Genomic DNA, 26,342 nt, shown 5'->3' on the forward strand with positions numbered 1-26,342 from the left:
GCCCCGTCAGAGCACCTTGCCCGGGTTGAACAGCCCGTCCGGGTCGAGCGCCGCCTTGATCGCCCGGTGCACCCGGACGCCGACCGGGCCGATCTCCCGGGCCAGCCAGTCCCGCTTGAGCAGGCCGACGCCGTGCTCCCCGGTGCAGGTGCCGCCCAGTTCCAGGCCGAGCCGCATGATCTCGTCGAACGCGCGCCGGCCCCGTTCCAGGCTCCCCGGGTCGGCCCGGTCCACCACGATGTTCGGGTGCATGTTGCCGTCCCCGGCGTGCCCCACGACGCCGATCGGCACCTCGCACTCCGCCGCGATCCGGGCCACCCCGTCGAGCAGGGCGGCCAGCGATCCCCGGGGCACTGCCACGTCGTCGATGACCAGCCCGCCGGTGCCGTCCGGGTACGTCTCGGCCGCGTACCTCTCCATCGCCGGATGGGCGAGCCGGCGGGCCTGCAACAGCGCCGCGGCCTCGACCTCGTCGGTGGCCGCGTAGACCTCGTCGGCGCCCGCCTCCTCGCACACCCGGGTCAGGCCGGCCAGGTCGTCCGGCGCCCGGGAGCCGGTGTCGACGGCGGCCAGCAGCAGCGCCTGCGCGTCGGTGCGCAGACCCATCGGCCGGTACGCCTCGATCGCCCGCAGGTGGGTCTGGTCGAGCAGCTCCAGCAGGCTGGGGGAGAGGCCCTGGGCGGCGATCGCGGCGACCGCCGCGCCGGCCGCGGCGGTGGACGGGAAGACCGCCACCATGGTCAACGACTCCGCCGGGGCGGGCCGCAGGGCGACGGTCACCTCGGTGATCACCCCGAGGGTCCCCTCGGATCCGACGAACAGACGGGTCAGGTCGTAGCCCGCCACCCCCTTGGCGGTACGCCGGCCGGTGCGCAGCACCTCGCCGTCGGCGAGCACCACCTCCAGGCCCAGCACGTACTCGGTGGTGACTCCGTACTTGACGCAGCACATGCCGCCCGCGTTGGTGGAGACGTTGCCGCCGATGGTGGACGACTCCCAGGAGCCGGGGTCCGGCGGGTACCAGAGGCCCTGCTTCGCGACGGCGGCGGCGAGCGCGGCGTTGACCACGCCCGGCTGCACCACCGCGATCCGGCTGACCGGGTCGATCTCTCCGATCGTGTCCATCGCGACCGTGCTGAGCACCACCGCGCCGTCGACCGCGTTCGCCGCGCCCGCCAGCCCGGTCCGCGCCCCCTGCGGCACCACCGGTACGCCGTGCCGCGCCGCCGCCCGCACCACCGCGACGACCTCTTCGGTCGTCCGTGGGCGGGTGACCACCAGCGGCGTGCCGGACGCGCAGAGGTCGGCCTCGTCCCGCTCGTGCATCCGGAGCAGGTCGGGGTCGGTCAGCACGGCGTCGTCGCCGAGGGCGGCGCGCAGCTCGTCGAGGAGGGGGGTACCAGCCATGCCGGGAAGGCTACGGTCGTCGCCACGTGATCATCAACCGGCGCGGGGCGGGCTAGATTGGCCGCCATGCTCTATGTCGACCGGCCGGCCTGGCCCTGGCGCGGGCGGCTCTGGTCGCATCTGATCAGCGACGTCTCCCCGGCGGAGCTGCACGCCTTCGCCGAGGCGTTGGGCGTGTCCCGCCGGGCCTTCGACCGGGACCACTACGACATCCCGGCCGAGCGCTTCGCCATGGCGGTCTGGCTCGGCGCCGAGGTGGTCCCGAGCCGCGACCTGGTGGCGCTTCTGCGGCGCTCCGGCCTCCGCCGCCCCAAGCACCTCACCCACCCCGCCCGCTGACTCTCCCGCCGTCGTCGCGCCTTCCCCGATCCGGGGCGGTGTGGTCGACCCCGGCGTCGTCGTGACCGAGAGTGATCGTCGTGGCGGTGGAGCCGGCGGACCGAGCGACGGGCCGGAGGGTCAGGTGAGGGTGGCCAGTTCGCGTACGAGGTTGCCGCGGGCGGCGGCCTCCCAGGCCGTGGACGGTCCCGGGAGGTGGAAGAGCGCGGGGAGGGCGAGGAGACTCCGGAGCACGTCGGCGCGGCCGGCGCGGAAGGCCGGGTCGGGCACGTGGGCGTACTCCGCGCGGACCGCGGCGGCGTAGCGGTCGTACGCCTCCGGAGTGCCGGCGAGGACGGCCAGGTCGGCGTCGCAGAGCAGCGCGCCGTCGGTGTCGGCCGGGTCGGGGGCGTGACCGGCGGTGAGCAGCACCAGGCGGCGGACCTCGGCCACGGCGGCGGCCGGCAGACCGCACCGGCTGAGCAGCGTGCCGGCCAGCGCGGCACTGTCCCGCTCGTTGGCGTCGCGCGCGGCCCGCGGGTCGTACACCGCGTCGTGGCACCAGGCCGCGAGCCGGACCAGGTCCGGGCGCCGGGCCAGCGGGGCGTACGCGTCGACGACGTCCAGCACGGCGGACAGGTGCGTGAGCGTGTGGTAGTGCCGGTGCGGCTCTCCCCAGCGGGCGAGCAGGTCGTCTCCGGCGGCGGCCACCGCCGCCGGGTCGGTCGCCCCCGCGTCCCGGGCCGCCGCCCGCCACCGCTCGGTCAGGTCCACCACGCCGCCGAGTCTGCCGCCTCTCTCCGGCACGTCGAAAAGGGGGAGCCTTCCGCACGATTCACCGTGCGTGGCGCGGGTAGTCCCGGCCATGGCCGTGGCCCGGGAGCGCCGACACTCGCTGATGCGTCGGGTGGGACTGCGCGACGGCGCAGGTGACGTCGACGGCACCCGGATCGCCGGGGCGATGGAGCAGATCCGGCACCGGGGCCGCGCCACCCTGCACGACCGGCTGCACCGCGTGCGGTTGTCGATGGGCCTGGCCGTCCAGGCCGGCCTCGCCGCCGGCCTGTCCTGGCTCGCGGCCCACGAACTCCTCAACAACCCGCAGCCGGTGTTCGCGCCGATCTCCGCGGTCGGCACGCTCGCCGTCTCGGTCGGCCAGCGGTTCAAGCGTACGGTCGAGCTGATCGTCGGGGTCGCGATCGGCGTGGCGCTCGGCGACCTCCTCATCTTCCTGCTGGGCACCGGCCCGTGGCAGCTCGGCCTGGTGGTCTTCGCGGCGATCATCCTGACCGTCTTCGCCGGCGCGAGCGTCGCCATCGTCATCCAGGCCGCGGCGACGGCGGTGCTGATCGTCACGCTCAGCCCGTCGACCGAGAACCTGGAGTTACCCCGGTTCGTCGACGCCTTCGTCGGCGGCGGCATCGCGCTGCTGGTCACCGCCGTGCTGCTGCCGTTGAACCCCCTCCGCGTGATCAACCGGGCCGCGCGCCCGGCGCTGGACCTGCTCGCGGCCCAACTGGACAGCACCGCGGACGGCCTGCGCGAGCGGGACCGGAACAAGGTGCAGCAGTCCCTGGAACGACTGCGGAACAACAAGGAGGAACTGGCCACCTTCACCGAGGCGATCGAGGGGGCGAAGGAGACCGCGATGCTCTCGCCGGCCCGGTGGCACCGGCGCGACGAACTCACCCACTACGGCGAGGCGGCCGAGCCGATCGACCGGGCGATGCGCAATACGGGCACCCTGATCCGCCGCTCGGTGACCCTCATCGAGGACGAGGAGGCCATCCCGGAGCCGATGCCGGACTCGGTGGCCCACCTCGCCGAGTCGGTGCGCATGCTCAAGCACGAGTTCGCCGTCGGTGAGGAACCGGAGAAGGCCCGGGAGCGGGCGCTGCGAGCGGTCAGCGAGGCCGGTCGGGCGTACAAGGAGGGGGTGGGGTTCTCCGGCAACGTCGTGATCGCCCAGGTGCGGACCACCGCGAGTGACCTGCTGGTCGCCTCCGGCCTCAGCCAGGAGGAGGCGAACCGGCTGGTCCGGCAGTCCTTCGGCGACCGGGAACAGGCGGGCGGGCAGGCCGAGCCGGAGAGCGCTCCGAAACGACCCACCGCCCCACCCGTCGGCTGAGGCCGTCCGGTTCAGCCCAGGTCGCCGAGCGCGGCGAGGAGCCGGTCCACGTGCTCGGCCGTGCTGCCCAGGCCGATGCTGGCCCGCAGGGCGGTGGCCGGCAGGTCCCGCCGCCCGCTACGCGCCGCCGCCTCGGCGAGTAGCCGTCGGGCCAGCGGGTGGGCACAGAAGAGCCCGTCCCGTACGCCGATCGCGTGGTCCCGGGCCAGCCCGGCCGCCACCTGCGCGGACTCGCGGCCGGCCACCACGAACGACACGATCCCCACCCGGGGCGCCGAGGGACCGAACGCGCGCAGCTCGACCGCGTGCGGCAGGGCCGCGAGGCCGTCCCGCAGCCGGGCCAGCAGGGTCTGCTCGGCCCGGTGCAGCGCCACCCGGTCCGCCTCGGCGAACGCCGCGCACACCGCCGCCAGGGCCACCGCGCCGAGCAGGTTCGGGGTGCCCGCCTCGTGCCGGGCCGGGCCGGTCGCCCACCGGACGTCGTGCGTGGCCGCGCCGACGTGGCTGGTGGCGCCCCCACCGGCCAGGTACGGCGGGGCGGCGTCCAGCCAGTCCGCCCGTCCCACCAGGAGGCCGGTGCCGAACGGTGCGTACAGCTTGTGGCCGGAGACGGCCAGGTAGTCCACGTCCAGGGCGGTCACGTCCACCGGGGCGTGCGGGGCGAGCTGGGCGGCGTCCACCGCGATCCGGGCGCCGTGTCGCCGGGCCACCCGGGCCAGCGCGGCCACCGGCCAGCACTCCCCGGTCACGTTGCCCGCCCCGGTCACCGCGACCAGCACCGGCGGTCGGTGGCCGCCGGCCGTACCGCCCCGGCGCAGCTCGGTGAGGGCGGCGTCCAGCGCGCGTACCGCGCCGTCGGGCGAGTCGGGCACCGGCAGCCGGACCGAACCCCGTGGCCACGGCAGCAGGTTGGCGTGGTGCTCCCCGCCGAACGTCACCACCGTCGTGCCGGCGGGCAGCGCGCGGGCCAGCAGGTTGAGCGCGTCGGTGGTGTTCCGCGTGAACACCACGTGGTCGTCGGCGCGGGCACCGAAGAAGTCACCGAGGGTCTGCCGGGCCCGCTCGTAGGCGAGGGTGCAGCGCCGCGACAGCGCTCCGGCGCCGCGGTGCACGCTCGCGTACCACGGGAGAAGCTCGGCCACCGCGTCCGCCGCCGCCCGCGCGCAGGGCGCGGTGGCCGCGTAGTCCAGGTTGATCTGACCGGGCACCCCGAGGACGTCCAGGGGGCCCGGCGTCGAGGTGGCCGGCGCGGTCCGCGCGACGCGCGCCGCGCGCGGGGGTGCGAGGGTGATGGTCATGTGCCAGACCTCCGGGTCCAGGGACCCCGGGTGGGCACACGGGCGGGGTCCGCGCTTGCCCAGCACACGGAACGGGCCGGGCCCGGTCATCACCCGGGGCACCCCACCGCGAACCTCGACGAGGGTTGCCGGCCAGCAAGCCGGGGCTTGACGCTGGCGCTCGTGACCTGCGGGCAGCATACCGCCCCCGATGCGGCGGGCCGGGCCGGCTCGGGGTGACTACGCTGACCGCATGGCCGACACCCCGTCCGGCGCGCCGCAGCCGCCGTCGCCGACCGCCCTCGACGCCCCGCCGCCGGGCGGGCCGGCCGTGAGGATGCCGACGCGCCGGCTGGGCTGGCGACGCTTCGTGGCGCTGGCCGGGGTGGTCCTGCTGATCGCGGCCTGCGCCGTGTTCATGCTCTTCCGGCTCGGAGAGAGCCTCGGCGCCGAGGCGTTGCTGATCGGTCTGGTCGCGTCGATCCTTCCGGTTCCGGTGCTGGTGGCCTGCTTCCTGTGGCTCGACCGGTACGAGCCGGAGCCACTGCGGTACCTGATCTTCTGCTTCGCGTGGGGCGCGTTCGTGTCCACCGCCGCCTCGCTGACCGTCAACAACTTCTCGGCGGGACGGTTCGAGGACCTGGGGCTGCCCACGGCGCTGACCGGGGTGCTGGTGGCCCCCTTCATCGAGGAGCTGACCAAGGCCCTCGGGCCGATCCTGCTGCTGATCTTCCGGCGCCGGGAGATCTCCGGCATCACCGACGCGCTGGTCTACTGCGGGCTCTCCGCGATCGGCTTCGCCATGGTGGAGAACATCCTCTACCTGGGCGGGTACGGCTACGCCACCGGCGTGGAGCGGTACGGCCCGGCGACCGGCACGCAGCAGGTCATCGCCATCTTCATCGTGCGGATCCTGCTCTTCGGCTTCGCCCACCCGCTCTTCACCGCGATGACGGGCGTCGGGCTGGGCATCGCCGCGCGCGCCGCCGACCGCCGGGTGCGGGTGCTCGCCCCGGTCGCCGGCCTGCTGCTGGCGATGATGCTGCACGGCACGTGGAACCTGCTGCCGACGCTGACCCAGGCCACCGGCGAGACGCTGATCCTGCTCTACGGGTTCATCGGCGTGATGGTGCCGATCTTCTTCGGCATGGTGGGGCTGGCGGTGTGGCTGCGGGCCTGGGAGGGACGGCTCACCGAGCGCATCCTGCCCGACTACGTCCGGGCCGGCTGGCTGACCCCGCCCGAGGTGGCCGCGCTGAGCAGCCTCGGACGGCGGCACGCGGCACGGGTGTGGGCCAAGCGGGTCGGCGGCGACGCCGGGCTGAAGGCGATGCGGGGCTACCAGTTCGCCGCGACCCGGCTGGCGCTGCTGCGCGACGGCATGCGGCGGGGTCTGGACAACCGGCCCGCCGACCGGGAGCGGGCCGCCGTGGAGGAGCGCGAACTGCTCGACACGATCAGCGGGTACCGGGCGTTCTTCGTCGGTCGGGACCCGCAGGCGCCGGCCGGTACGTGGGACGGGCAGCGCTACCACCTGCGGTTCCCGGACGGCTCGCAGCGGACCGTCGAGGCGCCGGACGAGCCGGTGGTGCCGATCCCGGTGGTGCTCGCGCCGCCGCCGCCGCCCCCGCCGGCCGGCTACGGCCCGCCCGGCTGGTACGGCCCCGGCCCGGCGGCGACCTGGCCGCCCGGCCGCCGCTGACCCCCGCCGTCGTCCCCGACCTGACCGGTGCTCAGGTCATCAGGCTGGTGAGGAAGTCACCGAGGCCCTGGAACAACGCCAGGAGGCCGGCGCCGATCGCCCCGAACATCTCCGCCGCGCCCTCGGGCCGGAAGGCCATGAAGTAGATCAGGAACGCGATGAACCCCCAGAACAACAGCTTCCTTATCCAATCCGGCATCGTCCCTCCCCAGGCCGGTGGTGCGGCTGGCTTCCCGGCGGGGAGCGGTGCAAACGACGCCGACGGCGCCGGGTGTCAGAGGTACAGGCCGGTGGAGTCGTTCTCGATGCGTTCGGCGGCCACGGCGTGCACGTCGCGCTCGCGCAGCAGCACGTAGCCGCGGCCGTGCAGCTCGACCTCGGAACGGTCGTCGGGGTCGAACAGCACCCGGTCGCCGGAGACGATGGCGCGGACGTTCGGGCCCACTCCCACCGCGGTCGCCCAGGCGAGCCGCTTGCCCACGGCGGCGGTCGCCGGGATCACGATGCCGGCGGTGGAGCGGCGCTCACCCTCGCTGCCCTCCATCCGCACCAGCACGCGGTCGTGCAGCAGTCGGATCGGCAGGCCGGAGTCGAGGTTCGTGTGGTCGGCGGTCACGCCGCAGACGGTACCGTGCCCGTCCCTGGCCGTCCGCGCCTGTCCGGGAGTGGTTACCTGCCGGTGGACGGGGCAATGTGTGGCCGAACTGCCCTACGGTGGGCGGGGTCGGACGTATCCTGTCCGACTGACCCCGTGCGCGGTCCCTTTCTCATGCCAGGAGGTGCGCTTGAGCCGCTTCGAGCGGGTACGCGGTCGGCTCCGCCGTGCGTACGATTCCGGTCGCGAGTCGGTGCGCGCCGGCCGGGCCGACCACGCCGACCACCCGGAGACGCCGGCCGTCGCCTCGCCGGCCTCCCCCGGGCCGGTGGCCCCGCCGTCGGCGACCGTCGTCGGCGCGGAACAGCCGGCCGCGGTGCACAACTCCACCTCCAGCCGGGACGACGCGGACGTTCCCCACGCGCTGCGGATCTCCGCCGCCTGGTGCTGGCGTCTGATCGTGATCGGCGTCGTCTTCTGGGCGCTGCTGGGGATCGTCGGGCGGATCAGCATCGTCATCATTCCGCTGGCGATCGCGCTGCTGCTGTCGGCGCTGCTGGCGCCGGCTGTCGGGTGGCTGCTCCGGGCCCGCCTGCCGAGGTCCCTCGCGACGGCGGTGGTGCTGGTCGGTGGCCTGGCCGCGGTGATCGGCACGCTCACCCTGGTGGTGAACGAGTTCATCCAGGGCGTGCCGGAGCTGAGCGAGAAGTCGTCCGAGGGTGTGCGCCAGATCCAGGACTGGCTCAAGACCGGCCCGCTGCACCTGAACGACGGCCAGCTCGACCGCTACATCAACGAGGCCGAGCAGTGGGTCAACAACAACACCGAACGGTTCACCAGTGGCGCGCTCGCCACCGCGGCGACGCTGGCCGAGGTGCTGACCGGCGCGGTCCTGGTGCTCTTCGCGACGTTCTTCTTCCTGCGTGACGGCAACAACATCTGGCGTTTCCTGGTCCGGCTGCTGCCGGTCGCCGCCCGGTGGAAGGTCGACGACGCGGGCCGGGCCTCCTGGGCCACACTCGGTGCGTACGTTCGCGCGACGGTGCTGGTGGCCTTCATCGACGCGGTCGGCATCGGGATCTTCCTGATCATCTTCGACATCCCGTTCGCCTTCCCGCTCGCCGCCCTGGTGTTCCTCAGCTCCTTCATCCCGATCGTCGGCGCCACCCTCTCCGGCGGCGTGGCGGTGCTGGTGGCGCTCGTCGACAGCGGCCCGGTGACCGCGCTGATCATCCTCGGTGTGGTGATCGGTGTGCAGCAGTTGGAGGGACACGTGCTCCAGCCGCTGATCATGGGCCGGGCGGTGGCCATCCACCCGCTCGCGGTGATCATCGGGATCGCGGCGGGCGTCGTCCTCGCCGGAATCACGGGCGCGCTCGTCGCCGTACCGCTGATCGCCGTGCTGAACACGGCCGTCCGGCGTCTCGCCGCGCGTACCGTGCCGGACACCCCGCCCGACGCGGTCGTCGTCGCCGCCAAGGCCCCCTGACCGGCCCGACACCCCCACAAGATCACGCTCGCTCCAGGAAGTAGTGGCCTCCGCACGCGGGGAGGCCACTACTTCGTGGTTCCAGCACGATCACGAAGGGCGCGGCGCGCGGTCAGGCCTTCGCGAGGCGCTCCAGGGCGCCGCGGGCGACCTCCGGGCGGGTCGTGTACCAGAACGGCGGGAGCGAGCGGCGCAGGAACGGCCCGTAGCCGCGGGCCGTCTCCAGCCGTGAGTCGAGCACCGCGACCACACCACGGTCACCGGTCGCCCGGATCAGCCGGCCGACGCCCTGGGCGAGCCGGACGGCGGCGATCGGCACGCTGACGGCGGCGAACCCGGAGCCGCCGTTCGCGTCGACCGCGGCGGCGCGGGCGGCGGCCAGCGGCTCGTCGGGCCTCGGGAACGGCAGCCGGTCGATGACCACCAGCTGGCACGCGTCACCGGGTACGTCGACGCCCTGCCACAGTGACATCACGCCGAACAGGCAGCTCGACTTCTCCTCCCGGAACCGCCGGACCAGCAGCGGCAGCGCCTCCTCGCCCTGGAGCAGCACGGGCAGGTCGGTCCGCGCGCGGACCAGCTCCGCGGCCTGCTGTGCGGCCCGTCGGGAGGAGAAGAGCCCGAGCGTACGGCCACCGAGCGCGCCGACCAGCGCGAGCAACTCCTCGCCGGCCGCGTCGGGCAGCCCGGAGACGCTGGGCCGGGGGAGGTGCGCCGCCACGTAGAGGATGCCCTGCCGCGCGTAGTCGAACGGGGATCCCACGTCGAGTGAGCGCCAGCCCGGCCCCGAGGTCGCCGGGACGCCCGGCGTGCCGTCCGTGACCTTCCCGCCCGGGCCGGCGGCGCCCCGCGTGGCTTGCGGCCGGTCGGGTCCGGTGGACGCGGCGAGGGCGGCGGCGGCCGGAGTCGGCGGGCTCGCCGTGGGCGCCTCCAGGCCGAGCGCCCGCGCCACCGTGTCGAAGCGGCCGCCCAGCGTCAGCGTGGCGGAGGTGGCGACGACGGTGCGTTCCTCGTACAGGTGGGTGGCGAGGGTGCCCGCGACGGACAGCGGCGCGACGACCAGCGCCCGCCGGCCGGTGGTGTCGTTCTTCTCCACCCAGGCCACGTCGTGGTCGGCCTCGTCCAGCAGCCGCTGCGCGGTGGTGGAGAGCTCGTCGAGGGCGGCCTTGGCCTGCTGCTTGCGCACCGGGTCGGGGTCGTCGGCCTTGACGTCGCCGATCGCGTCGAGCGCCGACCGGGTGGCCGCGTCGAGCAGCGTGCACGCGTCGCGCAGCGGACCCGGCAGGCCGGAGGTGATCCGGCCGGCCGGCGCCTCGGCCAGCCCGACGGCGAGGGCGTCGCCGGCGGCGGTGAGCGCGTCGGCGGTCTCCGGGCGCAGCAGCGGGCGGGCGCGCTTGGCGGTGCGGTCGATCAGCTCCGGCACCAGCTCGGCCTGCGCGGCGGAGGAGACCCGGTCGGCCAGCTCGTGCGCCTCGTCCACGACGAGCAGCTTGTGCGGCGGCACGATCTGCCGGCCGGCGAGCATGTCCACCGCGAGCAGGCTGTGGTTGGTGACGACGATGTCGGCCTCGCGGGCGCGGGCCCGGGACGCCTCGGCGAAGCACTCCGCGCCGAACGGGCAGCGGGCGGCTCCCACGCACTCCCGGGCGGGCATCGAGACCAGCCGCCACGCCTGGTCGTCGACCCCCGGGTCCAGCTCGTCGCGGTCGCCGGTGTCGGTCTTCTCCGCCCAGTCCCGCAGCCGCTGGATCGACTTGCCGAGCCGGCCGGCCTCACCCAGCCACTTCGTCCCGCCGGCGGGGCGGGGCGCGGGGGTGTCGAAGAGGGTGTCCTCCGGCTCGTCCTCGGTGGAGTTGTCCAGTCGGGCCAGGCACAGGTAGTGGTGCCGGCCCTTGAGCACCGCGAAGGTGGGCCGGCGGCCGAGCAGCGGCTCCACCGCGTCGGCCAGCCGGGGGAGATCGTGCTCGACGAGTTGCGACTGCAGCGCCAGGGTCGCCGTCGAGACCACCACCGGGCCGTCCACGGTCAGCGCCGGGGCGAGGTAGGCCAGCGACTTGCCGGTGCCGGTGCCGGCCTGTACGAGCAAATGCTCGCGGGCGGAGACGCACTCCTCGATCGCGGTCGCCATCTCCTGCTGGCCGGGGCGCGCGGCGCCGCCGGGCACCGCGCCGACGGCGGCGACGAGCAGGTCCGCGCCGCTGGGCCGGTCGCCCCGGCGCCGTCGCCCGGTGCGCGGCGAGGGGCTGGCGGAACCGGTGGCGGTGCGGGGCGGAGTCACCGTGCGACGGTACCCGCCGGACCCGACACCGGCCGCGCGGCACGGCCCGGGACACCGTCACGGTCCGGCATCCGTACGGCCGCGCCCGGTTACATCCCTGCGGCGACGCCTGGGCCGAATCGGTTAGGGTGCGAATCATGCCGAGCGATGTGGTCCGTGTGATCTACCGCAAGTACGACGGCAGCGCCCACCGCGACTATAGGGCCCGCCGGCTGGCCGAGGACGACCTCGGAATTTGGCTCGGCGTCACCGCCGGCACCGCCTCGGTCTACCACGGCCGCCCGTCGGTGGAGCAGATCCCCTTCGTCCTCCTGGTGCCGCACGCGGCCTGGTGGACGGGCATGTTCAACCCGCCGCCGCGGACCAGCGAGGTCTACTGCGACATCACCACACCCGCCCGCTGGGCCGACGACGACACGGTCCACCTGGTCGACCTCGACCTGGACGTCGTACGGCGACGGGCCACCGGCCTCGTCGAGCTGCGCGACGAGGACGAGTTCGCCGAGCACCGGGTCCGCTTCGGCTACCCGGACGACGTGATCGCCGAGGCGGAGGCCGCCGCCGGATGGCTCCTCGGTGCACTGGGTGACGCCACCGAGCCGTTCGCCACGTCGTACCGGAAGTGGCTGGCCCTGGTGGTCTGAGCCGGCGCCGTCGTCGTGGCCGTCACCAGCGCGGCGGCCAGGTGTCCTCCGGGCCGAGCGGCGGCACGTCGCGCACCTTCTCCGGGTTGAGCTGGTTGAAGACGCCGGTCACCCGGCCCTCGTGCACGGCCAGGGCGGTGACCAGCCGCAGCGGCCGGCCGTCGCGGAACACCGTCTCCAACTGGAGCCCCAGGACACCGTCGACCAGCACCGGCCGGGCCCGCAGCCGGCCGCCGTAGCGGCCGGCCTGACCGAACAGGCCGAGGGTGAAGCGGGCGACCTTGTCGGCCCCGACCACCGGGTACCGCGCGGCCGGGAAGTGCCCGCCGCCGTCGCCGACCAGGACCACGTCCGGGGCGAGGACCTTCAGCAGGTCGTCCAGCTCACCCGACTCGGCGGCGGCGACGAACGCCTGCACCACGCGGCGCTGCTCGGCGGCGTCGGCGGTGTGCCGGGGCGCCTCCGGTGCGCTGACCGCGCGGCGGGCCCGGGAGGCGAGCTGCCGGGCGGCGACGTCGGTGGTGCCGAGTACCTCGCCGACCCGGGCGAAGGGCACCGCGAAGACATCGTGCAGGACGAACGCGACCCGCTGCTCGGGGCTCAGCCGCTCCAGCACCACCAGCAGGGCGGTGCCGACCTGGTCGGCGCGGACCGCCCGCTCGGCCGGGTCGGGTGCGAAGCCGTCCGGCCGGGGAAGGGCGTCCAGCGGCGTGACCACCGGCTCGGGCAGCCACTGGCCCGGGTACGTCTCCCGACGCACCCGCGCCGAGCGGAGCACGTCCAGGCAGATCCGCGAGCAGGTGGTGGTCAGCCAGGCACCGAGCTGGCGGATCTCGGCGCGGGCCGCGGGGTCGGCGAGCGCCGCCGCGTACCGCAGCCAGGTCTCCTGGACGGCGTCCTCGGCCTCGCTGCGGCTGCCCAGCATCCGGTACGCGACCGCGGTGAGCCGGCCCCGCTCCGCCTCGAACTCCGCCGTCAGGTCGCCCACCCCGTCGCTCCCTCCCCGATACACAGGACGATCCTCCCCCGCCGGAGGACGCCGCACGGCCCCCGACCGTGACAGCAGGGAAATCCTCCCTTTCGTGCGGGGAGCATGATCGGCTCGACGTCAGTGACATCGGGGTGTCCGGGTGGGTCTTTCAGCCCGACGTCATTGACATCGAGTGGATATACGCGCCTGAGCGGAACGCGACGATCAGGCGGTGGTTGTCGGCGGGCGGTCTTGGGCGGGGTGGGTGATGATCGCGGGATGAGCGAGGTGAGTGGGACCGACGGGACCAGCGGGAGCGACGGGGCTGCCGTGGTGGAGCCGGTCGGGGGGACGATGCGGGAGTTGCTGCGGGTCGCGTCCGGTGACGCGGTCGATCTCGCGGCCGTCGACCCGCGGTCGACGCCGGGGCTGCCCGACCGGGAGGTGACCGGTGAGGACCGCAAGGCGTGGGCGCGTACCCAGGTCGAGCTGCTCGGTGTCGGACTGGGACGGCAGCAGGAGATGCTCTTCGCCGGTGCGAAGGCGCCGGCGGTTCCGGCCGCCCGGGGCCCGGCGGCCCGGCGGCGGGTGCTGCTGGTGCTCCAGGCGATGGACAGCGGAGGCAAGGACGGCACGATCAAGCGCGTGGCCGGTGCGATGAACCCGCTCGGGCTGCACATCCGCTCGTTCGGGCCTCCGACGGAGCAGGAGCTCGCCCACGACTTCCTGTGGCGGATCCGGCGCGCCCTGCCCGCGGCCGGGTACGTGGGTGTCTTCAACCGGTCGCACTACGAGGACGTGCTGGTGGCCCGGGTCGAGTCCCTGGTGCCGGAGGCGACCTGGCGGGCCCGGTACGACGAGATCAACGCCTTCGAGCGGGAGCTGGCCGACGACGGGCTCACCCTGGTCAAGGTGATGCTGCACATCTCCCACCACGAGCAGGGCAGGCGCCTGCTGGCACGGCTGGACGACCCGCGCAAGCACTGGAAGTACAACCCGGGTGACGTCGACGCGCGGGCCCGCTGGAACGACTACCAGGCCGCGTACGCCGAGGCTCTGAGCCGGTGCGACACGGACGCCGCGCCCTGGTTCCTGGTGCCGGCGGACCGGAAGTGGTACCGCGACTGGGCGGTGGCCCACCTGCTGCGTGAGACGTTCGACACGGTCGGTCTCGGGTATCCGGCTGCCACCTTCGACGTACGACGGGAACGGGAGCGACTGCTGGGGACCACGGGACCGGTGAAAGTTAACGGAAGATGAACAGAGGGTAGATCGGAGCTGGCCATAGGTGGGCCGCCGTTTTCCCGGATCCGTCGTTTCCTAGCATTCCCAGGCGGGCGCCTCTCCGGGGGAGCCTCCACCCTTCCACCGACACGACGAGGTCCGTGCTGTGAAGTTTTCCTTCCGCCCGAACGAGGGCGCCTTCTACGAGCTCTTCACCAGGGCCGCGCAGAACCTGGTGAAGGGCACCGAACTGCTGAACGAGCTGGGGCTGCCCGGGGTCGAGGTGCAGTCGGTCAGCGAACGGCTGACCGAGGTGGAGCACGACAGCGACCAGATCACCCACGAGCTGTACAAGAAGATCAACTCCACGTTCATCACGCCGTTCGACCGGGAGGACATCTACCGGCTCGGCTCGCTGCTGGACGACGTGATGGACCACCTGGAGGCGGTCGGCAACCTGCTCTACCTGTACGGCCTGACCAAGCTCCCGTCGCTGCCGCGGGAGATGCACGAGCTGGTCAACGTGCTCGACCAGCAGGCGAAGCTGACCGCCGAGGCGATGCCGCGGCTGAGGTCGATGAAGGACCTCGAGGACTACTGGATCGAGTGCAACCGGCTCGAGAACACCGGTGACCAGATGTACCGGATGCTGCTGGTCCGCCTCTTCTCGGGCGAGTACGACGCCCTGACGGTACTCAAGATGAAGGAGGTCGCCGACGAGCTGGAGGCGGCCTGCGACGCCTTCGAGCACGTGGCCAACACCGTCGAGACCATCGCGGTCAAGGAGTCCTGATCCTGTGAGTCCCGAACTCATCGCCGTGCTGGCGGTGATCGCGGTGGCCCTGGCGTTCGACTACACCAACGGGTTCCACGACGCCGCCAACGCGATCGCGACCAGCATCTCCACCCGCGCGCTGACACCACGCGTGGCCCTCGCCATGGCGGCGGTCGGCAACTTCATCGGCGCGCACTTCGGTGCCGAGGTGGCCAAGACCGTCGGTAGCGGGCTGGTGAAACTACCCACCGGGCAGGCCAGCCTGGCCATCGTCTTCGCCGGCGTGATCGGCGCGATCGTCTGGAACCTGATCACCTGGTACTTCGGCCTGCCGTCCTCCTCGTCGCACGCGCTCATCGGCGGCCTGGTCGGCTCGACCATCGCCGCCTCCGGCACGGTGCTGTGGACCGGTATCGGGGAGAGCGTCATCATCCCGATGATCCTCTCGCCGATGGTCGGCTTCCTGCTCGGATACATCGTCATGATCGCCGTGCAGTGGATCTTCCGGAAGGGGCACCCGGGCAAGCTGAACCGGGGCTTCCGCTGGGCGCAGACCGCCTCGGCCGCCGCCATGTCGGTCGGCCACGGCATGCAGGACGCCGCCAAGACCATCGGCATCGTGGTGCTCGCCCTCTACGTGGGCGGCTTCCAGGACGATCCGGAGTTCATTCCGGAGTGGGCGTTCTGGACCTCGGCGGCCGTCCTCGCGGCCGGCACGTACGCCGGTGGCTGGCGGATCATCCGGACCCTCGGTCGCAAGATCATTGACCTGCGTCCGCCGGAGGGCTTCGCGGCCGAGACCGTGGCCAGCTCGGTGCTCTACTTCAACGCGCTGGTCCTGGGCGCCCCGATCTCGACCACCCACACGATCACCTCGGCGATCATGGGTGTCGGGGCCACCAAGCGGCTCTCGGCCGTGCGCTGGGGCGTCGCCGGCAACATCATCGGCGCCTGGATCCTGACCTTCCCGGCCGCCGGCTCCATCGGCGCCCTCATGTACTTCCTGGTCCGCCCCCTCTTCAGCTGACAGAAGGAAGGGCCCCTTGTTAACGCCTGGCGTTGTACAAGGGGCCCTTCCTAACGCACCTAGGTGTAGTCGACGCCGATCTGCGCGCGGATGCCGTCGAGCAGCGCCATGACCTCCAGCGTGACCGAGTGCGGCACGAGCGGGCTCTCCGGGAGACCCGCCGCGAGGCAGCGCTGGACCTCCTCGGCCTCGTACTGGTAGCCGTTGCCGACCAGCTCCGTCGTGACGGTCTCCGGCTCGGCGCCGTCCCGGTGCAGCGTCATCGAGCCGGGCCGGAAGAACGGCTCCGGCAGGTCGATCCGCCCGCCGGTGCCGGTGATCGAGGCGACCAGCGGGGTGGCTCCCACCATGCCGCAGCTCAACGTGGCCACCGCCCCCGAGTCGTACCCGAACACGATCCCGGTGTTCTCGTCCACGCCCTCCGGGCTCACCTTCGCCCACGAGCGCACGTGATCGGGCACGCCGAGCAGCAGGTGCGCCAGGCTCACCGGGTACACGCCCAGGTCCAGCAGCGCGCCACCGCCCAGGGCGCGGGCCCGCATCCGGTGCTCCGGCGGGAACTCACCGGCAGCCCCGAAGTCCGCCCGCACACTGGTCACCGTGCCGATCGCGCCGTCGGCGACCAGCTCGCACACCCGCCGTACCAGCGGGTTCGTCCGCATCCACATGGCCTCCATGAGGAAGACCCCGGCGGCGCGCGCGGCGTCCACCAGCTCCCGGCTGGTGGCCAGGTCGAGGGTGAAGGGCTTCTCCAGCAGCACCGCGCGGCCCGCCCGGAGACAGGTCAGGGCCGCGGCGTGGTGGGCGGCGTGCGGGGTGGCCACGTAGACGACGTCCAGGTCGGCGTCCGCGGCCAGTTCCGCCCAGGAGGCGTACGCCCGCCGCGCGCCGTGCCGGGCCGCGAAGCGCTCGGCGCTCTCCCGCGTACGCGAGCCGACCGCGACCAGCTCGGCGCCCGGCACCAGCCGGAGGTCTTCGGCGAACCGACCGGCGATGTGGCCGGTGGCGAGGATGCCCCAACGAGTCATGCCGCAACGCTAGCGAAGATCACCGGGGGAGCGGACCGGGGTTCCGGGGGGCGGGAAACAGGGCCGCGTCCGGGCGGCCGGGCGTGGCCTAGGCTCACCGCATGACGATCGAGCGCGACGGCTTCCCCGCCCCGCCGGCGCTGGTGGAGCACGCCCGCCGGTTCCGTGCCGAGGGGGGCACCCCGGCCGTGCCACGGGTCGCGGCGACCGTGCTGCTGCTGCGTCCGGCCCCGGCCGACTTCGAGGTCTACCTGATCCGCCGGGTCGCCGCGATGGCCTTCGGCGGGATGTACGCCTTTCCCGGTGGCGGTGTGGACGCCTCGGACTCGCAGGCGCACGTGGACTGGGCCGGCCCGGACCCCGCCGAGTGGGGTGCCCGGCTCGGCCTGTCTCCGGAGGCCGCCCAGGCGGTGGTCTGCGCGGCCGCGCGGGAGGTGTTCGAGGAGGCCGGTGTGCTGCTCGCCGGCCCGGACGCGCGGACCGTGGTGGGCGACGTCAGCGGCGACGACTGGGAGGCGGCCCGGGTCGCCCTGGAACGGCACGAGGTGGGCTTCGCCGACCTGCTCGCGCAGCGGGGCCTCACCCTCCGGTCGGACCTGCTGCTGCCGTGGAGCCGGTGGATCACCCCGGAGTTCGAGCCGCGCCGCTTCGACACGTACTTCTTCCTGGCCCTGCTGCCCGAGGGGCAGCGGACCCGGGACGTCTCCCGCGAGGCCGACCGCGTGCTCTGGGCCCGGCCGGCCGACGCCCGCGACCGGGCGGCGGCGGGCGAGCTGACCATGCTCCCGCCCACCCTGGTCACCCTCGGTCAGGTGGCGGCCTGCGGTGACCTGGACGGGGTGGCCCACGCCGCGACGACCCGCGACGCCGCCACCCCGGTCACACCGCACCTCGACGTGACGACACCCGACGCCCCCCGCTTCCTCCTGCGCTGACCGTCCCGCAGGCGCGCGCCCACATGCAGTTTCAGAGAAAGAGTGGCCATTCCGGCGAGAATGGCCACTCTTTCTCTGAAACTGCGGCAGTAGGCGGGGCGGCTCAGCCGAAGCGGCCGGTGATGTAGTCCTCGGTCTTCTTCACGCTCGGGTTGCTGAAGATCTTCTGGGTGTTGTCGTACTCGATGAGGCGGCCCGGGTCGCCGGTCTTCTCGATGGAGAAGAAGGCGGTCCGGTCCGAGACACGTGCGGCCTGCTGCATGTTGTGCGTCACGATGATGATCGTGAACTTGTCCTTCAGCTGGAACATCAGGTCCTCGATGGCCAGCGTGGAGATCGGGTCGAGCGCCGAGCAGGGCTCGTCCATGAGCACGACCTGCGGCTCGACCGCGATGGTACGGGCGATGCAGAGCCGCTGCTGCTGACCGCCGGAGAGGCCGGCACCCGGCTTGGCCAGGCGGTCCTTCACCTCGTTCCACAGGTTCGCCGACTTCAGCGCCTTCTCGGCCGCCTCGTCCAGGATCGACTTGCGCCGTACGCCGTTGAGGCGCAGCCCGGCCACCACGTTCTCGTAGATGCTCATGGTGGGGAACGGGTTCGGGCGCTGGAAGACCATGCCGATCATCCGGCGGACGGCGGTGACGTCCACGTCGCGGTCGTAGATGTCCTGCCCGTCGATGGTGAGGCTGCCCTCGACCCGGGCCCCCGGGAGCACCTCGTGCATCCGGTTGATCGACCGCAGGAAGGTGGACTTGCCGCAGCCGGAGGGGCCGATCAGGGCGGTCACCGTCTTGGGCTCGACGGTCAGGTTGATGTTCTCGATCGCCTTGAAACCGCCGTAGTAGGCGGTGACGTTCGAGGCTTCGATGCGCTTGGCCATGGTGGTGGTACCTCCGGGGTTCATCGGCCGAGCCGGTTGCGACGGGCCAGCAGCTTCGCCGCGATCGTCAGGATCAGCACGAGGGCGACCAGGGTGAGTGCCGCGGTCCACGCCCGCGCCGGCGCGTACCTGGACGCGTCACCGGCCTGCTGGTAGACGAAGAGGGCCAGCGACGACTGGTTGTTCTCGAAGGGGTTGAAGTTGATCGCCGCGCCACCGCCGGCGACGAGCAGCACCGGGGCGGTCTCGCCGGCCGCGCGGGCGATGGCGAGCATGACGCCGGTGACGATGCCCGGCAGGGCGGTCGGCAGCACGACCCGCAGGATGGTCTTCCACTTCGGCACGCCGAGCGCGTACGCGCCCTCGCGCAGCGGCGCCGGCACGAGGCGCAGCATCTCCTCCGTCGACCGGACGATCGTCGGGAGCATCAGCACGCTGAGGGCCAGTGCCGCGGCGAAGCCGGAGAATCCCGGCCGCCCGTCGTTGAAGTACGGCGACACGATCAGGATCCAGAAAGCCAGGATGAACAGACCGGAGACGATCGACGGGATGCCGGTCATCACGTCGACGAAGAACCGGATCGCGGCGGCGAACGCGCCCCGGCCGTACTCGACGATGTAGATCGCGCAGAGGACCCCGATCGGGACGGTGATCAGGGTGGCGATGCCGACCTGCTCCAGGGTGCCGACGATGGCGTGGTACGCGCCACCGTTGGGATCGCGAGCCCCGATGTTGTTCATCGAGGTGAGGAAGAAGTCGGCGTCCAGCCGCTCGGCGCCCTTGGTGACCAGCGTCCAGACCACCGAGGCCAGCGGCAGGACGGCCAGCACGAACGCCGAGTGGATCAGCGCGCTCCAGGTGCGGTTGCGCGCCGACCGCCGGCCCTCGACCGCGTTCGCGGCGAGGAAGAGCCCGGCCAGGTAGAGGACCGCCCCGATCACCACGACCAGGACCGGGCCGCCGATGCCCGTGCCGTACACGAGGCCGGCGGCGACCAGCAGCGCGACCAGCGCGATGGCCGGCGCGGCGTACTTCGGCAGTCGCCGGGCCCGCAGCGTCGGCGGCTGGGCCGGCGGGCGGGTGCGGTGCGATGCGACGGTGCTCATGCCGCCACTCCGCTTCGCTCCGTGGCGCCCTGAGGCACCGATGCACTGTGACGGTGATTCACTCGCTGACGCTCGCTCATGCGGCCGACTCCGTGAACTCCCGGCGGCGGTAGATGATCGCCCGCGCCGTGATGTTGACGATCAGCGTGATCGCGAAGAGGACCAGACCGGAGGCGATCAGCGCGCCCCGACCCGTCTCGTTCGCCTCGCCGAACGCGTTGGCGATGTTGGCGGCGATGGTGTTGCCGCCGTTCTCGATCAGGTTGAACGAGATGTTGAACGTGATGCCGAGGGTCAGCGCCAGCGCGATGGTCTCGCCGAGCGCGCGGCCCAGGCCGAGCATCACCGCGGCGATGATGCCGGGGCGGCCGTAGGGGAGCACCGCGGTGCGGAGCATCTCCCAGCGGGTGGCGCCCAGCGCGAGGGCGGCCTCCTCGTTGGCGGTCGGGGTCTGCAGGAACACCTCGCGGGAGAGCGAGGTGATGATCGGCAGGACCATGATCGCGAGCACCAGCGCGCCGAGCAGGATGGAGGCGCCGAAGGGGCCGTCGCCGCCGAACAGCGGAATCCAGCCGAAGTACGTGTTCAGCCACGCCGAGAAGTCGCGGACCGGGCCGGAGAAGTAGTCCCGGCCCCAGAGGCCGAAGACCACGCTGGGCACGGCGGCGAGCAGGTCGATGAGGAAACCGAGGGAGGTACCCAGCCGGCGCGGCGCGTAGTGGGACAGGTAGAGCGCGATCCCGAGCGCCACCGGGACGGCGAGCAGCAGCGCGATCACGGAGCTGAGGACGGTGCCGAAGGCGAGCGCACCGATGCCGAACTTCGGCTCCGGGTCGTTCGGGAACCAGCCCTCGAACGTCCAGAAGTTCTCCGTGTTCGCGCGGAGCGCCGGGACCGCCTTGATGATCAGGAACACCGCGATGGCGGCGATGACGACCAGGACGGCGGTGCCGGCGGCCAGCGTGAGGCCGCGGAAGGCCCGTTCGGCGCCGAACCTCCGGGCCCGCGGCAGCGCGCCGCCACCGCCCAGGCCGGGGCCGTCCGGTGTACGGGTGCTGACTGGTGCCTCGGCCGTACGCGCCGAGGCACCGGCGGGGCTCCCGTAACCGTTGGTCACGGGGCTCCCGCCGGTGCCGGCGTTGGCCGAGCGGTGAGGGATGTCACCCATCTGCTCGCTCGCTCCGATTGAGGAATGGTGGTGTCGGGTCAGGAGAGGCTGGTGACCGCGGTCTCGACCTTGGTCCGGACGGTCTCCGGCAGCGGGGCGTAGCCCAGTTCGGTCAGCTCCGCCTGGCCCTCGGTGCTGGCCGCGTAGCCGAGGAAGCCCTTGACCAGCGGCAGCTTGTCGGCGGCGGTGCCCTTCTCGCAGACGATCTCGTAGGTCACCAGGACGATCGGGTAGGCCCCGGCCTCCTTGGTGTTGTAGTCGATCTTCATCTTGAGGTCGTTGCCCTGACCCTCGATGGCCGCACCCTGGATCGTCTTGCCAGCCGCCTCGGCGGTCAGCTCGGCGAACTCGCCGGCGCCGTTACCGATCTTGGCGATGCCGAGGCCGGCGTTCTCGGCGAACGACCACTCCATGTAGCCGATGGTGCCCTCGGCACCCTTGACCCGGCTGGCCACGCCGTCCGAGCCCTTGGCGCCGGTGCCGCCCGGGGCCTTCCACTCCTTGGCCTTGCCGAAGGTCCAGTCGGCCTCGGCGGTCTTGCCCAGGAAGTCGGTGAAGTTGTCGGTGGTGCCCGACGAGTCCGACCGGTGCACGGTCTGGATGGCGGTGGCGGGAAGCTTGGCGTCCGGGTTGTCGGCCTTGACGGCCGCGTCGTCCCACTTGGTGATCTTGCCCGCGAAGATCTTGGCCAGGGTGGCCGGCTTCAGCTGGAGGTTCTCGACGCCGGTGAGGTTGTAGGCGACGGCGACCGGACCGATGACCATCGGCAGGTTGACGGCCTTGCCGGTGGCGCAGCGGGCGTCGGCCTTGGGCTGCTGGTCCTCCTTCAGGGCCGAGTCCGAGCCGGCGAAGTCGGCGGTGCCGGCGATGAAGGCCTCGATGCCGGCGCCGGAGCCCGAGGGCTCGTAGTTGATCGTGACGCCCTGGCACTTCTGCTGGTACGCCTTGATCCACTCGGCCATGGCGTTCTTCTGGGCCGAGGAGCCCTGAGCGTTCAGCGTGCCCGTGGCGCAGTCGGCCGCCGCGGACGACCCGGAGGCCGACGGGCTGGCAGGCTCGTTGTTGTCCGAGCCGCATGCACTGAGAGCGAGCGTCGCGGTAAGAGCGAGGCAGGCGAGAGTGCCGTGCCGCTGGAGCTTCACCTGAGGGGTTTCCCTTCACGTCTGACTGACTGGGCTCCCGGTTGGGGGACCCGGAACCGGCACGCTGACCGGCTGGTCCAAAAGCTAGGAGCGCCAGGTGACCGGTTCGCCGGTCGCAAGTGAACGAAAGGTGAACAGGTTGAACCCTCGGGGTGACCGGTCGCTGAGGGCGAGTTGTCCGTTACGTGAACTCGGGTACCCCTGTCGGACGTATGGGCATTTTCCCGGTTGGCCGTTACCGTGCCGAGTCGCCACCGTTATCCGGCGGTGACCCGTCGCGCCGTCGCTCAGGAGATCCGGGCCACCTGGTCGGCCACCCGGCGGCGGAGCACTTCCGGCAGCGCCGCGTAGCCCAGGTCGGTGATGGCCCGTTGCCCGTCGGCGCTGGCCGTCCAGCCGAGGAAGCCCCGGACCAGCGGCACCTCGTCCGGGGCGAGTCCCCGCTCGCAGAGGATCTCGTAGGTGACCAGCACGATCGGGTACGCCCCCGCCGCCCGGGTGTCGCTGTCCACCTCGACCGGCAGGCCGTTCCCCGGCATGGTCACCGCCTTCCCGGCACCCTCCGCCGACGGCGGGACGAACTCACCGGCCGCGTTGCGGATCCGGGCCACCGGCAGGCCCGCCCGCCGGGCGTACGACAGCTCCAGGTAGCCGATCGCGCCCTCGGTGTCGGCGACCGCCTCGGTCAACCGCTCCGAACCCTCCGCGCCGGTCCCGCCCGGCCCCGGCCACGTCCGGTCCGCGCCGAGGGTCCAGTCACCCGGCGCCGCGGCCGCGAGGTAGGTCGTGAAGGTCTCGGTGGTGCCGGAGTCGTCCGATCGGTGCACCGACCGGATCGGCGCGGCGGGCAGGTCGACCCCGGGGTTGTCGGCGCGTACGGCGGGATCGTCCCAGGTCGAGATCGCGCCCGCGAAGATCCGGGCCACGGTCGCCGGGGTCAGCCGGAGTTCGGCGACGCCGCTGAGCCGGTACGCGACCGCCACCGGGCCGATCACCATGGGCAGGCTGATCGTCCGACCGCCCGAACACTGCGCGTCGGCCTGCTCCTGCTCCTTCGGTTCGAGCAGCGACTCACTGCCCGCGAAGTCGGCGGTGCCGGCGACCAGCGCCTTGATGCCGGCCCCCGAGCCGGAGGGCTCGTAGTTGATCGTCGAACCGGGGCAGGACCGCTGGTAGGCGCGGGTCCAGACCTCCATCGCGTTGCGCTGGGCCGAGGAGCCCTGCGCGTCCAGGGTGCCGGGGGCGCACAGCTCGCGGGGGACCGGGCCGGTGACGGGATCCGCCGTGCACGCCCCAACGGTCAGCAGCAGCGTCGCGACGCTGCCGGCCGTGCCGAACCGTCGCCCGCGCACCACTCAGCCCAGTTGGTAGTTGACGTGCGCCGACCAGTGCGCGAAGCCGAGCCGCCCGTAGAGCGCGACCGCGCCGGTGTTCGACTCGTCGACGTAGAGCATCACCCGGTCCAGGCCCCGCCGGTCCCGCAGGTAGGTCAGGCCCGCGGCGGTCAGCGCCCGACCCAGCCCGCCGCCGTGGAAGGAGGGGTCCACCCCGAGCACGTAGACCTCGCCGATGCGGGCGGACCCGGGCCGCTCGTGCACCTTCGTCCAGTGGAAGCCGCGCAGCCGGCCGTCGGAGGTGTCGACGGCGAGCAGGAAGCCCGCCGGGTCGAACCAGGGCTCCGCCAGGCGTACCCGCAGGTCGTCGACCGACCAGAGGCCCTGCTCCGGGTGCTCGGCGAAGGCCCGCGCGTTCAGCGCCAGCCATGCGGCGTCGTCGTCTCCCGGTCGGTACGGGCGCAGCGTCACGCCGTCCGGCAGAGGCTGCTCCGGGATTGGCGCGGTGAGCGGCCGGCGCAGCTGCCAGAGCACCCGGGCGCGCCGGAAGCCCAGGTCGACGGCGAGCGCGGCGGCCGACGGGTGGTCGCCGTGCGCCCACACCCGGAGCGGCCCGGTGGCCGTCGCGAGGACACCCCGGGCCAGTGCCCGCCCGGTGCCCCGCCGCCGGTACGCGGGGTGGACGACCAGCTCGACCCCGGTCCCGGTGGCGGTGTCGGTGGTGTCCAGGTGCGCGTACCCGGTCAGGGTGCCGTCGTCGGCGCGGGCGGTGAGGTGCACCGCGGGGGCCGCGGCGTCCCGGAGGCGGAGCAGGACGTGCTCGTCGAACGGGTCCGCCCCGTCGGCGTCGCCCGCGAGCCGGGCGAGGGTCAGCACGTCGGTCACCTCGGCCGGGTCGAGCCGGTCGGTCCGGGTCACCTGGTCGACGGTCGGTTCGGCGTTGCTCATGCCGGCCACCGTAGCCCGCGCCCGCGGTGGCGCCGGACCGGCCGGCTCATGTCGTGCCGGTCGGCATCGCCCCCAGCTGGAACCGGCTCGTCAGGTCCGGCAGGATCCGGTGCAGCGCGTCCACGGTGCCCTGCCGGTCGCCGCCGGCGTCGTGCAGCAGCACCACCGAGCCGGGTACGACGCCGGTGACCACGGTGGCGGCGATCCGGCCGGCCCCCGGCGCCTGCCAGTCCGACGGGTCCACGTTCCAGTGCAGGGGGACCATGCCGAGTTCCTCGGCCACCGAGACGACCGTGCGCGTCCAGGCGCCGCCGGGCTGGCGGTAGTAGGAGATCGGGGCGCCGGGCGCCGCCGCCCGGATCGCGTCGCTGGTGCGCACCAGGTCGGCCCGGATCCGGTCCGCGGACCGCGCCCCGAGCCGGACGTCGTGGTTCCAGCTGTGGTTGCACAGGGTGTGCCCGTCGGCCACGATCGCCCGGATCAGGTCCGGGTGGTTCTGTGCGTTCTCGCCGACCACGCAGAAGGTGGCCGTGACGTCGTGCCGCCGCAGTGCGGCGAGCACCTGCGGCGTGTAGTGGGGGTCCGGGCCGTCGTCGAAGGTCAGCGCGACGGCCGAGGTGCCCGTGGTGGTGTGCGCGCCGTACGCCTCGTCGGAGTCGTCGGCTGCGCCGGACTGCGTGGCCTGCCCGTCCGGGCCTCCAGGGTCGTCCTGCCCGGCCTCGTCGGGGCCGCTCGGCCCGCCGCCCGTCGGGGGCTGGTCGGCGTAGTGGGGGGCGGTGGCGCCGGTGGTGACGCCGCGACCGGGTCCGTCCGGGACCAGGCTGCGACCCAGGGCGTACGCGGAGCCGAGCAGGGCGGTCAGCACCAGGACGACGATGCCCAGGGAGCGGACGGCCGGGCTGACCCGCATCAGTGGACCCGTCCCGGGCCGAACTCCACCACCGCGGTCGATGCACGCACGATCTCCCCCTTTGCCTGGCAAACCCGGCAATCAGAATAGGGCGGGCTAGCCGTGCAAAAAGGGCAGATCAGTAATAGTTCCTGCGGAAGGAGACGGTCAGACCGGCAGCGGCGCGTGCTCCGCGTCCGGCAGCGAACGGGACGGCGGCACGACGAACTTGTAGCCGACCTGGCGGACCGTGCCGATCATCGACTCGTACTCCGAGCCGAGCTTCGCCCGCAGCCGCCGGACGTGCACGTCCACCGTGCGGGTGCCGCCGAAGTAGTCGTAGCCCCAGACCTCGCGCAGCAGCTGGTCCCGGGTGAACACCCGGCCCGGGTGCTGGGCCAGGAACTTCAGCAGCTCGAACTCCTTGTAGGTGAGGTCCAGCGGCCGGCCCTTGAGCTTGGCGGCGTACGTGTCGGGGTCGATGGTCAGCTCGCCCGCCCGGACGGAGCCGCCGGTGCCGGCGGTCGCGTTGCTCAGCCGGCCGACCGCGAGGCGCAGACGTGCCTCCACCTCGGCCGGACCCGCCGAGGCGAGGATGACGTCGTCGACGCCCCAGTCGGCGTTGAGCGCGATCAGACCGGCCTCGGTGACGACCGCGACGAGAGGAACGCCGAGCCCGGTGGCGTGCAGCATCCGGCAGGTGGCGCGGGCCTCGCTCAGCTCGGAGCGGGCGTCGACCATGACCGCGTCCGGGCTGGGGCCGGAGACCAGGGTGCGGACGTCACGCGGCGCGGTGCGGACCGAGTGCGGCAGCAGGTCGAGCGCCGGCAGCACAGCGGATGGTTCGCCTGCGCGTGCGGTCACCAGCAGCAGGATCTCCACGATCACCTCCGTCCCGGCGGCCGCATCGGCCGCGCGCGACCAGCGGCACCCCGAACCGGGCGTGCGCTGATGAACTTGCGTGGGTCCCGGCGTCGCTGACGGGCGGGTAACGGCTTGAGCGTAACCGATGGCCCCGGCTTCACCTTCACGTCCTTTCCCGTTTGCCCGAGTTGCCCTTGATCGCAGCTCACCTTTT

25 protein-coding genes and 1 riboswitch are annotated in these 26,342 nt (G+C 73.0%); of the genes, 9 read left to right on the forward strand and 16 right to left on the reverse strand.

What is annotated here, in order from left to right:
* Positions 1–6 precede the first annotated feature (6 nt).
* Positions 7–1,407: an FAD-binding oxidoreductase gene (locus ACIBR0_RS22565; protein WP_396718696.1), complete on the reverse strand. Its 1,401-nt coding sequence runs from the start codon at positions 1,405–1,407 to the stop codon at positions 7–9.
* Between the two features lie 66 nt (positions 1,408–1,473).
* On the opposite strand from ACIBR0_RS22565, the gene ACIBR0_RS22570 reads away from it, so the two are divergent.
* Positions 1,474–1,746: a DUF4031 domain-containing protein gene (locus tag ACIBR0_RS22570; RefSeq protein WP_396718699.1), complete on the forward strand. Its 273-nt coding sequence runs from the start codon at positions 1,474–1,476 to the stop codon at positions 1,744–1,746.
* A 120-nt stretch (positions 1,747–1,866) separates the two neighbouring features.
* Here ACIBR0_RS22570 and ACIBR0_RS22575 read toward each other — a convergent pair whose 3' ends face one another.
* The gene (locus ACIBR0_RS22575; protein ID WP_396718701.1) at positions 1,867–2,502 is read right to left on the reverse strand and encodes a metal-dependent phosphohydrolase; all 636 of its coding nucleotides are present in this window, start codon (positions 2,500–2,502) and stop codon (positions 1,867–1,869) included.
* Positions 2,503–2,623: 121 nt separating this feature from the next.
* On the opposite strand from ACIBR0_RS22575, the gene ACIBR0_RS22580 reads away from it, so the two are divergent.
* Entirely contained in the window at positions 2,624–3,853 is a 1,230-nt protein-coding gene (locus ACIBR0_RS22580; RefSeq protein WP_396718845.1) for an aromatic acid exporter family protein, read from the forward strand.
* Positions 3,854–3,864: 11 nt separating this feature from the next.
* On the opposite strand, the gene ACIBR0_RS22585 is transcribed toward ACIBR0_RS22580, so the two are convergent.
* A complete protein-coding gene (locus tag ACIBR0_RS22585; RefSeq protein ID WP_396718703.1) occupies positions 3,865–5,151 on the reverse strand; it encodes an aminotransferase class V-fold PLP-dependent enzyme in 1,287 nt (428 codons plus the stop codon).
* A gap of 46 nt (positions 5,152–5,197) precedes the next feature.
* Positions 5,198–5,319: riboswitch (SAM riboswitch) on the reverse strand.
* 22 nt (positions 5,320–5,341) lie between these two features.
* On the opposite strand from ACIBR0_RS22585, the gene ACIBR0_RS22590 reads away from it, so the two are divergent.
* Positions 5,342–6,832, forward strand: coding sequence for a PrsW family glutamic-type intramembrane protease (locus ACIBR0_RS22590; RefSeq protein ID WP_396718705.1), 1,491 nt, complete (start codon positions 5,342–5,344; stop codon positions 6,830–6,832).
* A gap of 31 nt (positions 6,833–6,863) precedes the next feature.
* On the opposite strand, the gene ACIBR0_RS22595 is transcribed toward ACIBR0_RS22590, so the two are convergent.
* Positions 6,864–7,031, reverse strand: coding sequence for a hypothetical protein (locus ACIBR0_RS22595; RefSeq protein WP_357038098.1), 168 nt, complete (start codon positions 7,029–7,031; stop codon positions 6,864–6,866).
* A 75-nt stretch (positions 7,032–7,106) separates the two neighbouring features.
* Complete coding sequence (locus ACIBR0_RS22600) at positions 7,107–7,448, reverse strand: co-chaperone GroES (RefSeq protein ID WP_357038100.1); 342 nt, start codon at positions 7,446–7,448, stop codon at positions 7,107–7,109.
* A 169-nt stretch (positions 7,449–7,617) separates the two neighbouring features.
* Here ACIBR0_RS22600 and ACIBR0_RS22605 point away from each other — a divergent pair, with 169 nt between their 5' ends.
* Positions 7,618–8,916 (forward strand): AI-2E family transporter, encoded by a 1,299-nt coding sequence (locus ACIBR0_RS22605; protein WP_396718709.1) that lies wholly within the window; start codon positions 7,618–7,620, stop codon positions 8,914–8,916.
* 112 nt (positions 8,917–9,028) lie between these two features.
* Here the strand turns inward: ACIBR0_RS22605 and ACIBR0_RS22610 are convergent, their stop codons facing one another.
* On the reverse strand, positions 9,029–11,194 hold the full coding sequence (locus tag ACIBR0_RS22610; protein WP_396718712.1) for an ATP-dependent DNA helicase: 2,166 nt from the start codon (positions 11,192–11,194) through the stop codon (positions 9,029–9,031).
* Between the two features lie 137 nt (positions 11,195–11,331).
* Between ACIBR0_RS22610 and ACIBR0_RS22615 the strand changes: the two genes are divergently transcribed.
* The gene (locus ACIBR0_RS22615; protein WP_396718714.1) at positions 11,332–11,838 is read left to right on the forward strand and encodes a DUF402 domain-containing protein; all 507 of its coding nucleotides are present in this window, start codon (positions 11,332–11,334) and stop codon (positions 11,836–11,838) included.
* 22 nt (positions 11,839–11,860) lie between these two features.
* Here ACIBR0_RS22615 and sigJ read toward each other — a convergent pair whose 3' ends face one another.
* Positions 11,861–12,826 carry an RNA polymerase sigma factor SigJ gene (sigJ, locus tag ACIBR0_RS22620; RefSeq protein WP_396718718.1) on the reverse strand — a complete coding sequence of 322 codons (966 nt, stop codon included), beginning with the start codon at positions 12,824–12,826 and terminating at the stop codon, positions 11,861–11,863.
* A gap of 336 nt (positions 12,827–13,162) precedes the next feature.
* Between sigJ and ACIBR0_RS22625 the strand changes: the two genes are divergently transcribed.
* The 3 genes from ACIBR0_RS22625 (at position 13,163) to ACIBR0_RS22635 (ending at position 15,834) form a co-directional block, all read left to right on the forward strand.
* Complete coding sequence (locus ACIBR0_RS22625; protein WP_396718847.1) at positions 13,163–14,068, forward strand: PPK2 family polyphosphate kinase; 906 nt, start codon at positions 13,163–13,165, stop codon at positions 14,066–14,068.
* A gap of 130 nt (positions 14,069–14,198) precedes the next feature.
* Positions 14,199–14,825 (forward strand): DUF47 domain-containing protein, encoded by a 627-nt coding sequence (locus ACIBR0_RS22630; protein WP_396718720.1) that lies wholly within the window; start codon positions 14,199–14,201, stop codon positions 14,823–14,825.
* A gap of 4 nt (positions 14,826–14,829) precedes the next feature.
* Positions 14,830–15,834 carry an inorganic phosphate transporter gene (locus ACIBR0_RS22635; protein ID WP_357032268.1) on the forward strand — a complete coding sequence of 335 codons (1,005 nt, stop codon included), beginning with the start codon at positions 14,830–14,832 and terminating at the stop codon, positions 15,832–15,834.
* Between the two features lie 59 nt (positions 15,835–15,893).
* Here the strand turns inward: ACIBR0_RS22635 and ACIBR0_RS22640 are convergent, their stop codons facing one another.
* Positions 15,894–16,862 carry a Gfo/Idh/MocA family protein gene (locus ACIBR0_RS22640; protein WP_396718722.1) on the reverse strand — a complete coding sequence of 323 codons (969 nt, stop codon included), beginning with the start codon at positions 16,860–16,862 and terminating at the stop codon, positions 15,894–15,896.
* Between the two features lie 101 nt (positions 16,863–16,963).
* Here ACIBR0_RS22640 and ACIBR0_RS22645 point away from each other — a divergent pair, with 101 nt between their 5' ends.
* Positions 16,964–17,797, forward strand: a complete 834-nt coding sequence (locus ACIBR0_RS22645; RefSeq protein ID WP_396718724.1) for an NUDIX hydrolase — start codon at positions 16,964–16,966, stop codon at positions 17,795–17,797.
* 103 nt (positions 17,798–17,900) lie between these two features.
* On the opposite strand, the gene pstB is transcribed toward ACIBR0_RS22645, so the two are convergent.
* The 8 genes from pstB to ACIBR0_RS22685 all read right to left on the reverse strand — a co-directional run bounded on the left by pstB (position 17,901) and on the right by ACIBR0_RS22685 (position 26,152).
* Positions 17,901–18,677 (reverse strand): phosphate ABC transporter ATP-binding protein PstB, encoded by a 777-nt coding sequence (gene pstB / locus ACIBR0_RS22650; protein ID WP_396718848.1) that lies wholly within the window; start codon positions 18,675–18,677, stop codon positions 17,901–17,903.
* 20 nt (positions 18,678–18,697) lie between these two features.
* Positions 18,698–19,783, reverse strand: coding sequence for a phosphate ABC transporter permease PstA (gene pstA, locus ACIBR0_RS22655; protein WP_396718727.1), 1,086 nt, complete (start codon positions 19,781–19,783; stop codon positions 18,698–18,700).
* A gap of 76 nt (positions 19,784–19,859) precedes the next feature.
* A complete protein-coding gene (pstC, locus tag ACIBR0_RS22660) occupies positions 19,860–20,951 on the reverse strand; it encodes a phosphate ABC transporter permease subunit PstC (protein WP_357032252.1) in 1,092 nt (363 codons plus the stop codon).
* A gap of 38 nt (positions 20,952–20,989) precedes the next feature.
* Positions 20,990–22,093 carry a phosphate ABC transporter substrate-binding protein PstS gene (gene pstS / locus ACIBR0_RS22665; RefSeq protein ID WP_396718731.1) on the reverse strand — a complete coding sequence of 368 codons (1,104 nt, stop codon included), beginning with the start codon at positions 22,091–22,093 and terminating at the stop codon, positions 20,990–20,992.
* Between the two features lie 287 nt (positions 22,094–22,380).
* Complete coding sequence (pstS, locus tag ACIBR0_RS22670) at positions 22,381–23,445, reverse strand: phosphate ABC transporter substrate-binding protein PstS (RefSeq protein ID WP_396718734.1); 1,065 nt, start codon at positions 23,443–23,445, stop codon at positions 22,381–22,383.
* A 3-nt stretch (positions 23,446–23,448) separates the two neighbouring features.
* Complete coding sequence (gene mshD / locus ACIBR0_RS22675; protein WP_396718737.1) at positions 23,449–24,375, reverse strand: mycothiol synthase; 927 nt, start codon at positions 24,373–24,375, stop codon at positions 23,449–23,451.
* Between the two features lie 46 nt (positions 24,376–24,421).
* Positions 24,422–25,285 carry a polysaccharide deacetylase family protein gene (locus ACIBR0_RS22680; protein ID WP_396718739.1) on the reverse strand — a complete coding sequence of 288 codons (864 nt, stop codon included), beginning with the start codon at positions 25,283–25,285 and terminating at the stop codon, positions 24,422–24,424.
* A gap of 147 nt (positions 25,286–25,432) precedes the next feature.
* Positions 25,433–26,152, reverse strand: coding sequence for a winged-helix domain-containing protein (locus tag ACIBR0_RS22685; protein WP_396718741.1), 720 nt, complete (start codon positions 26,150–26,152; stop codon positions 25,433–25,435).
* Between the last annotated feature and the right edge of the window lie 190 nt (positions 26,153–26,342).

Source organism: Micromonospora sp. NPDC049497 (genome assembly GCF_044465805.1).
Classification (GTDB): Bacteria; Actinomycetota; Actinomycetes; order Mycobacteriales; family Micromonosporaceae; genus Micromonospora.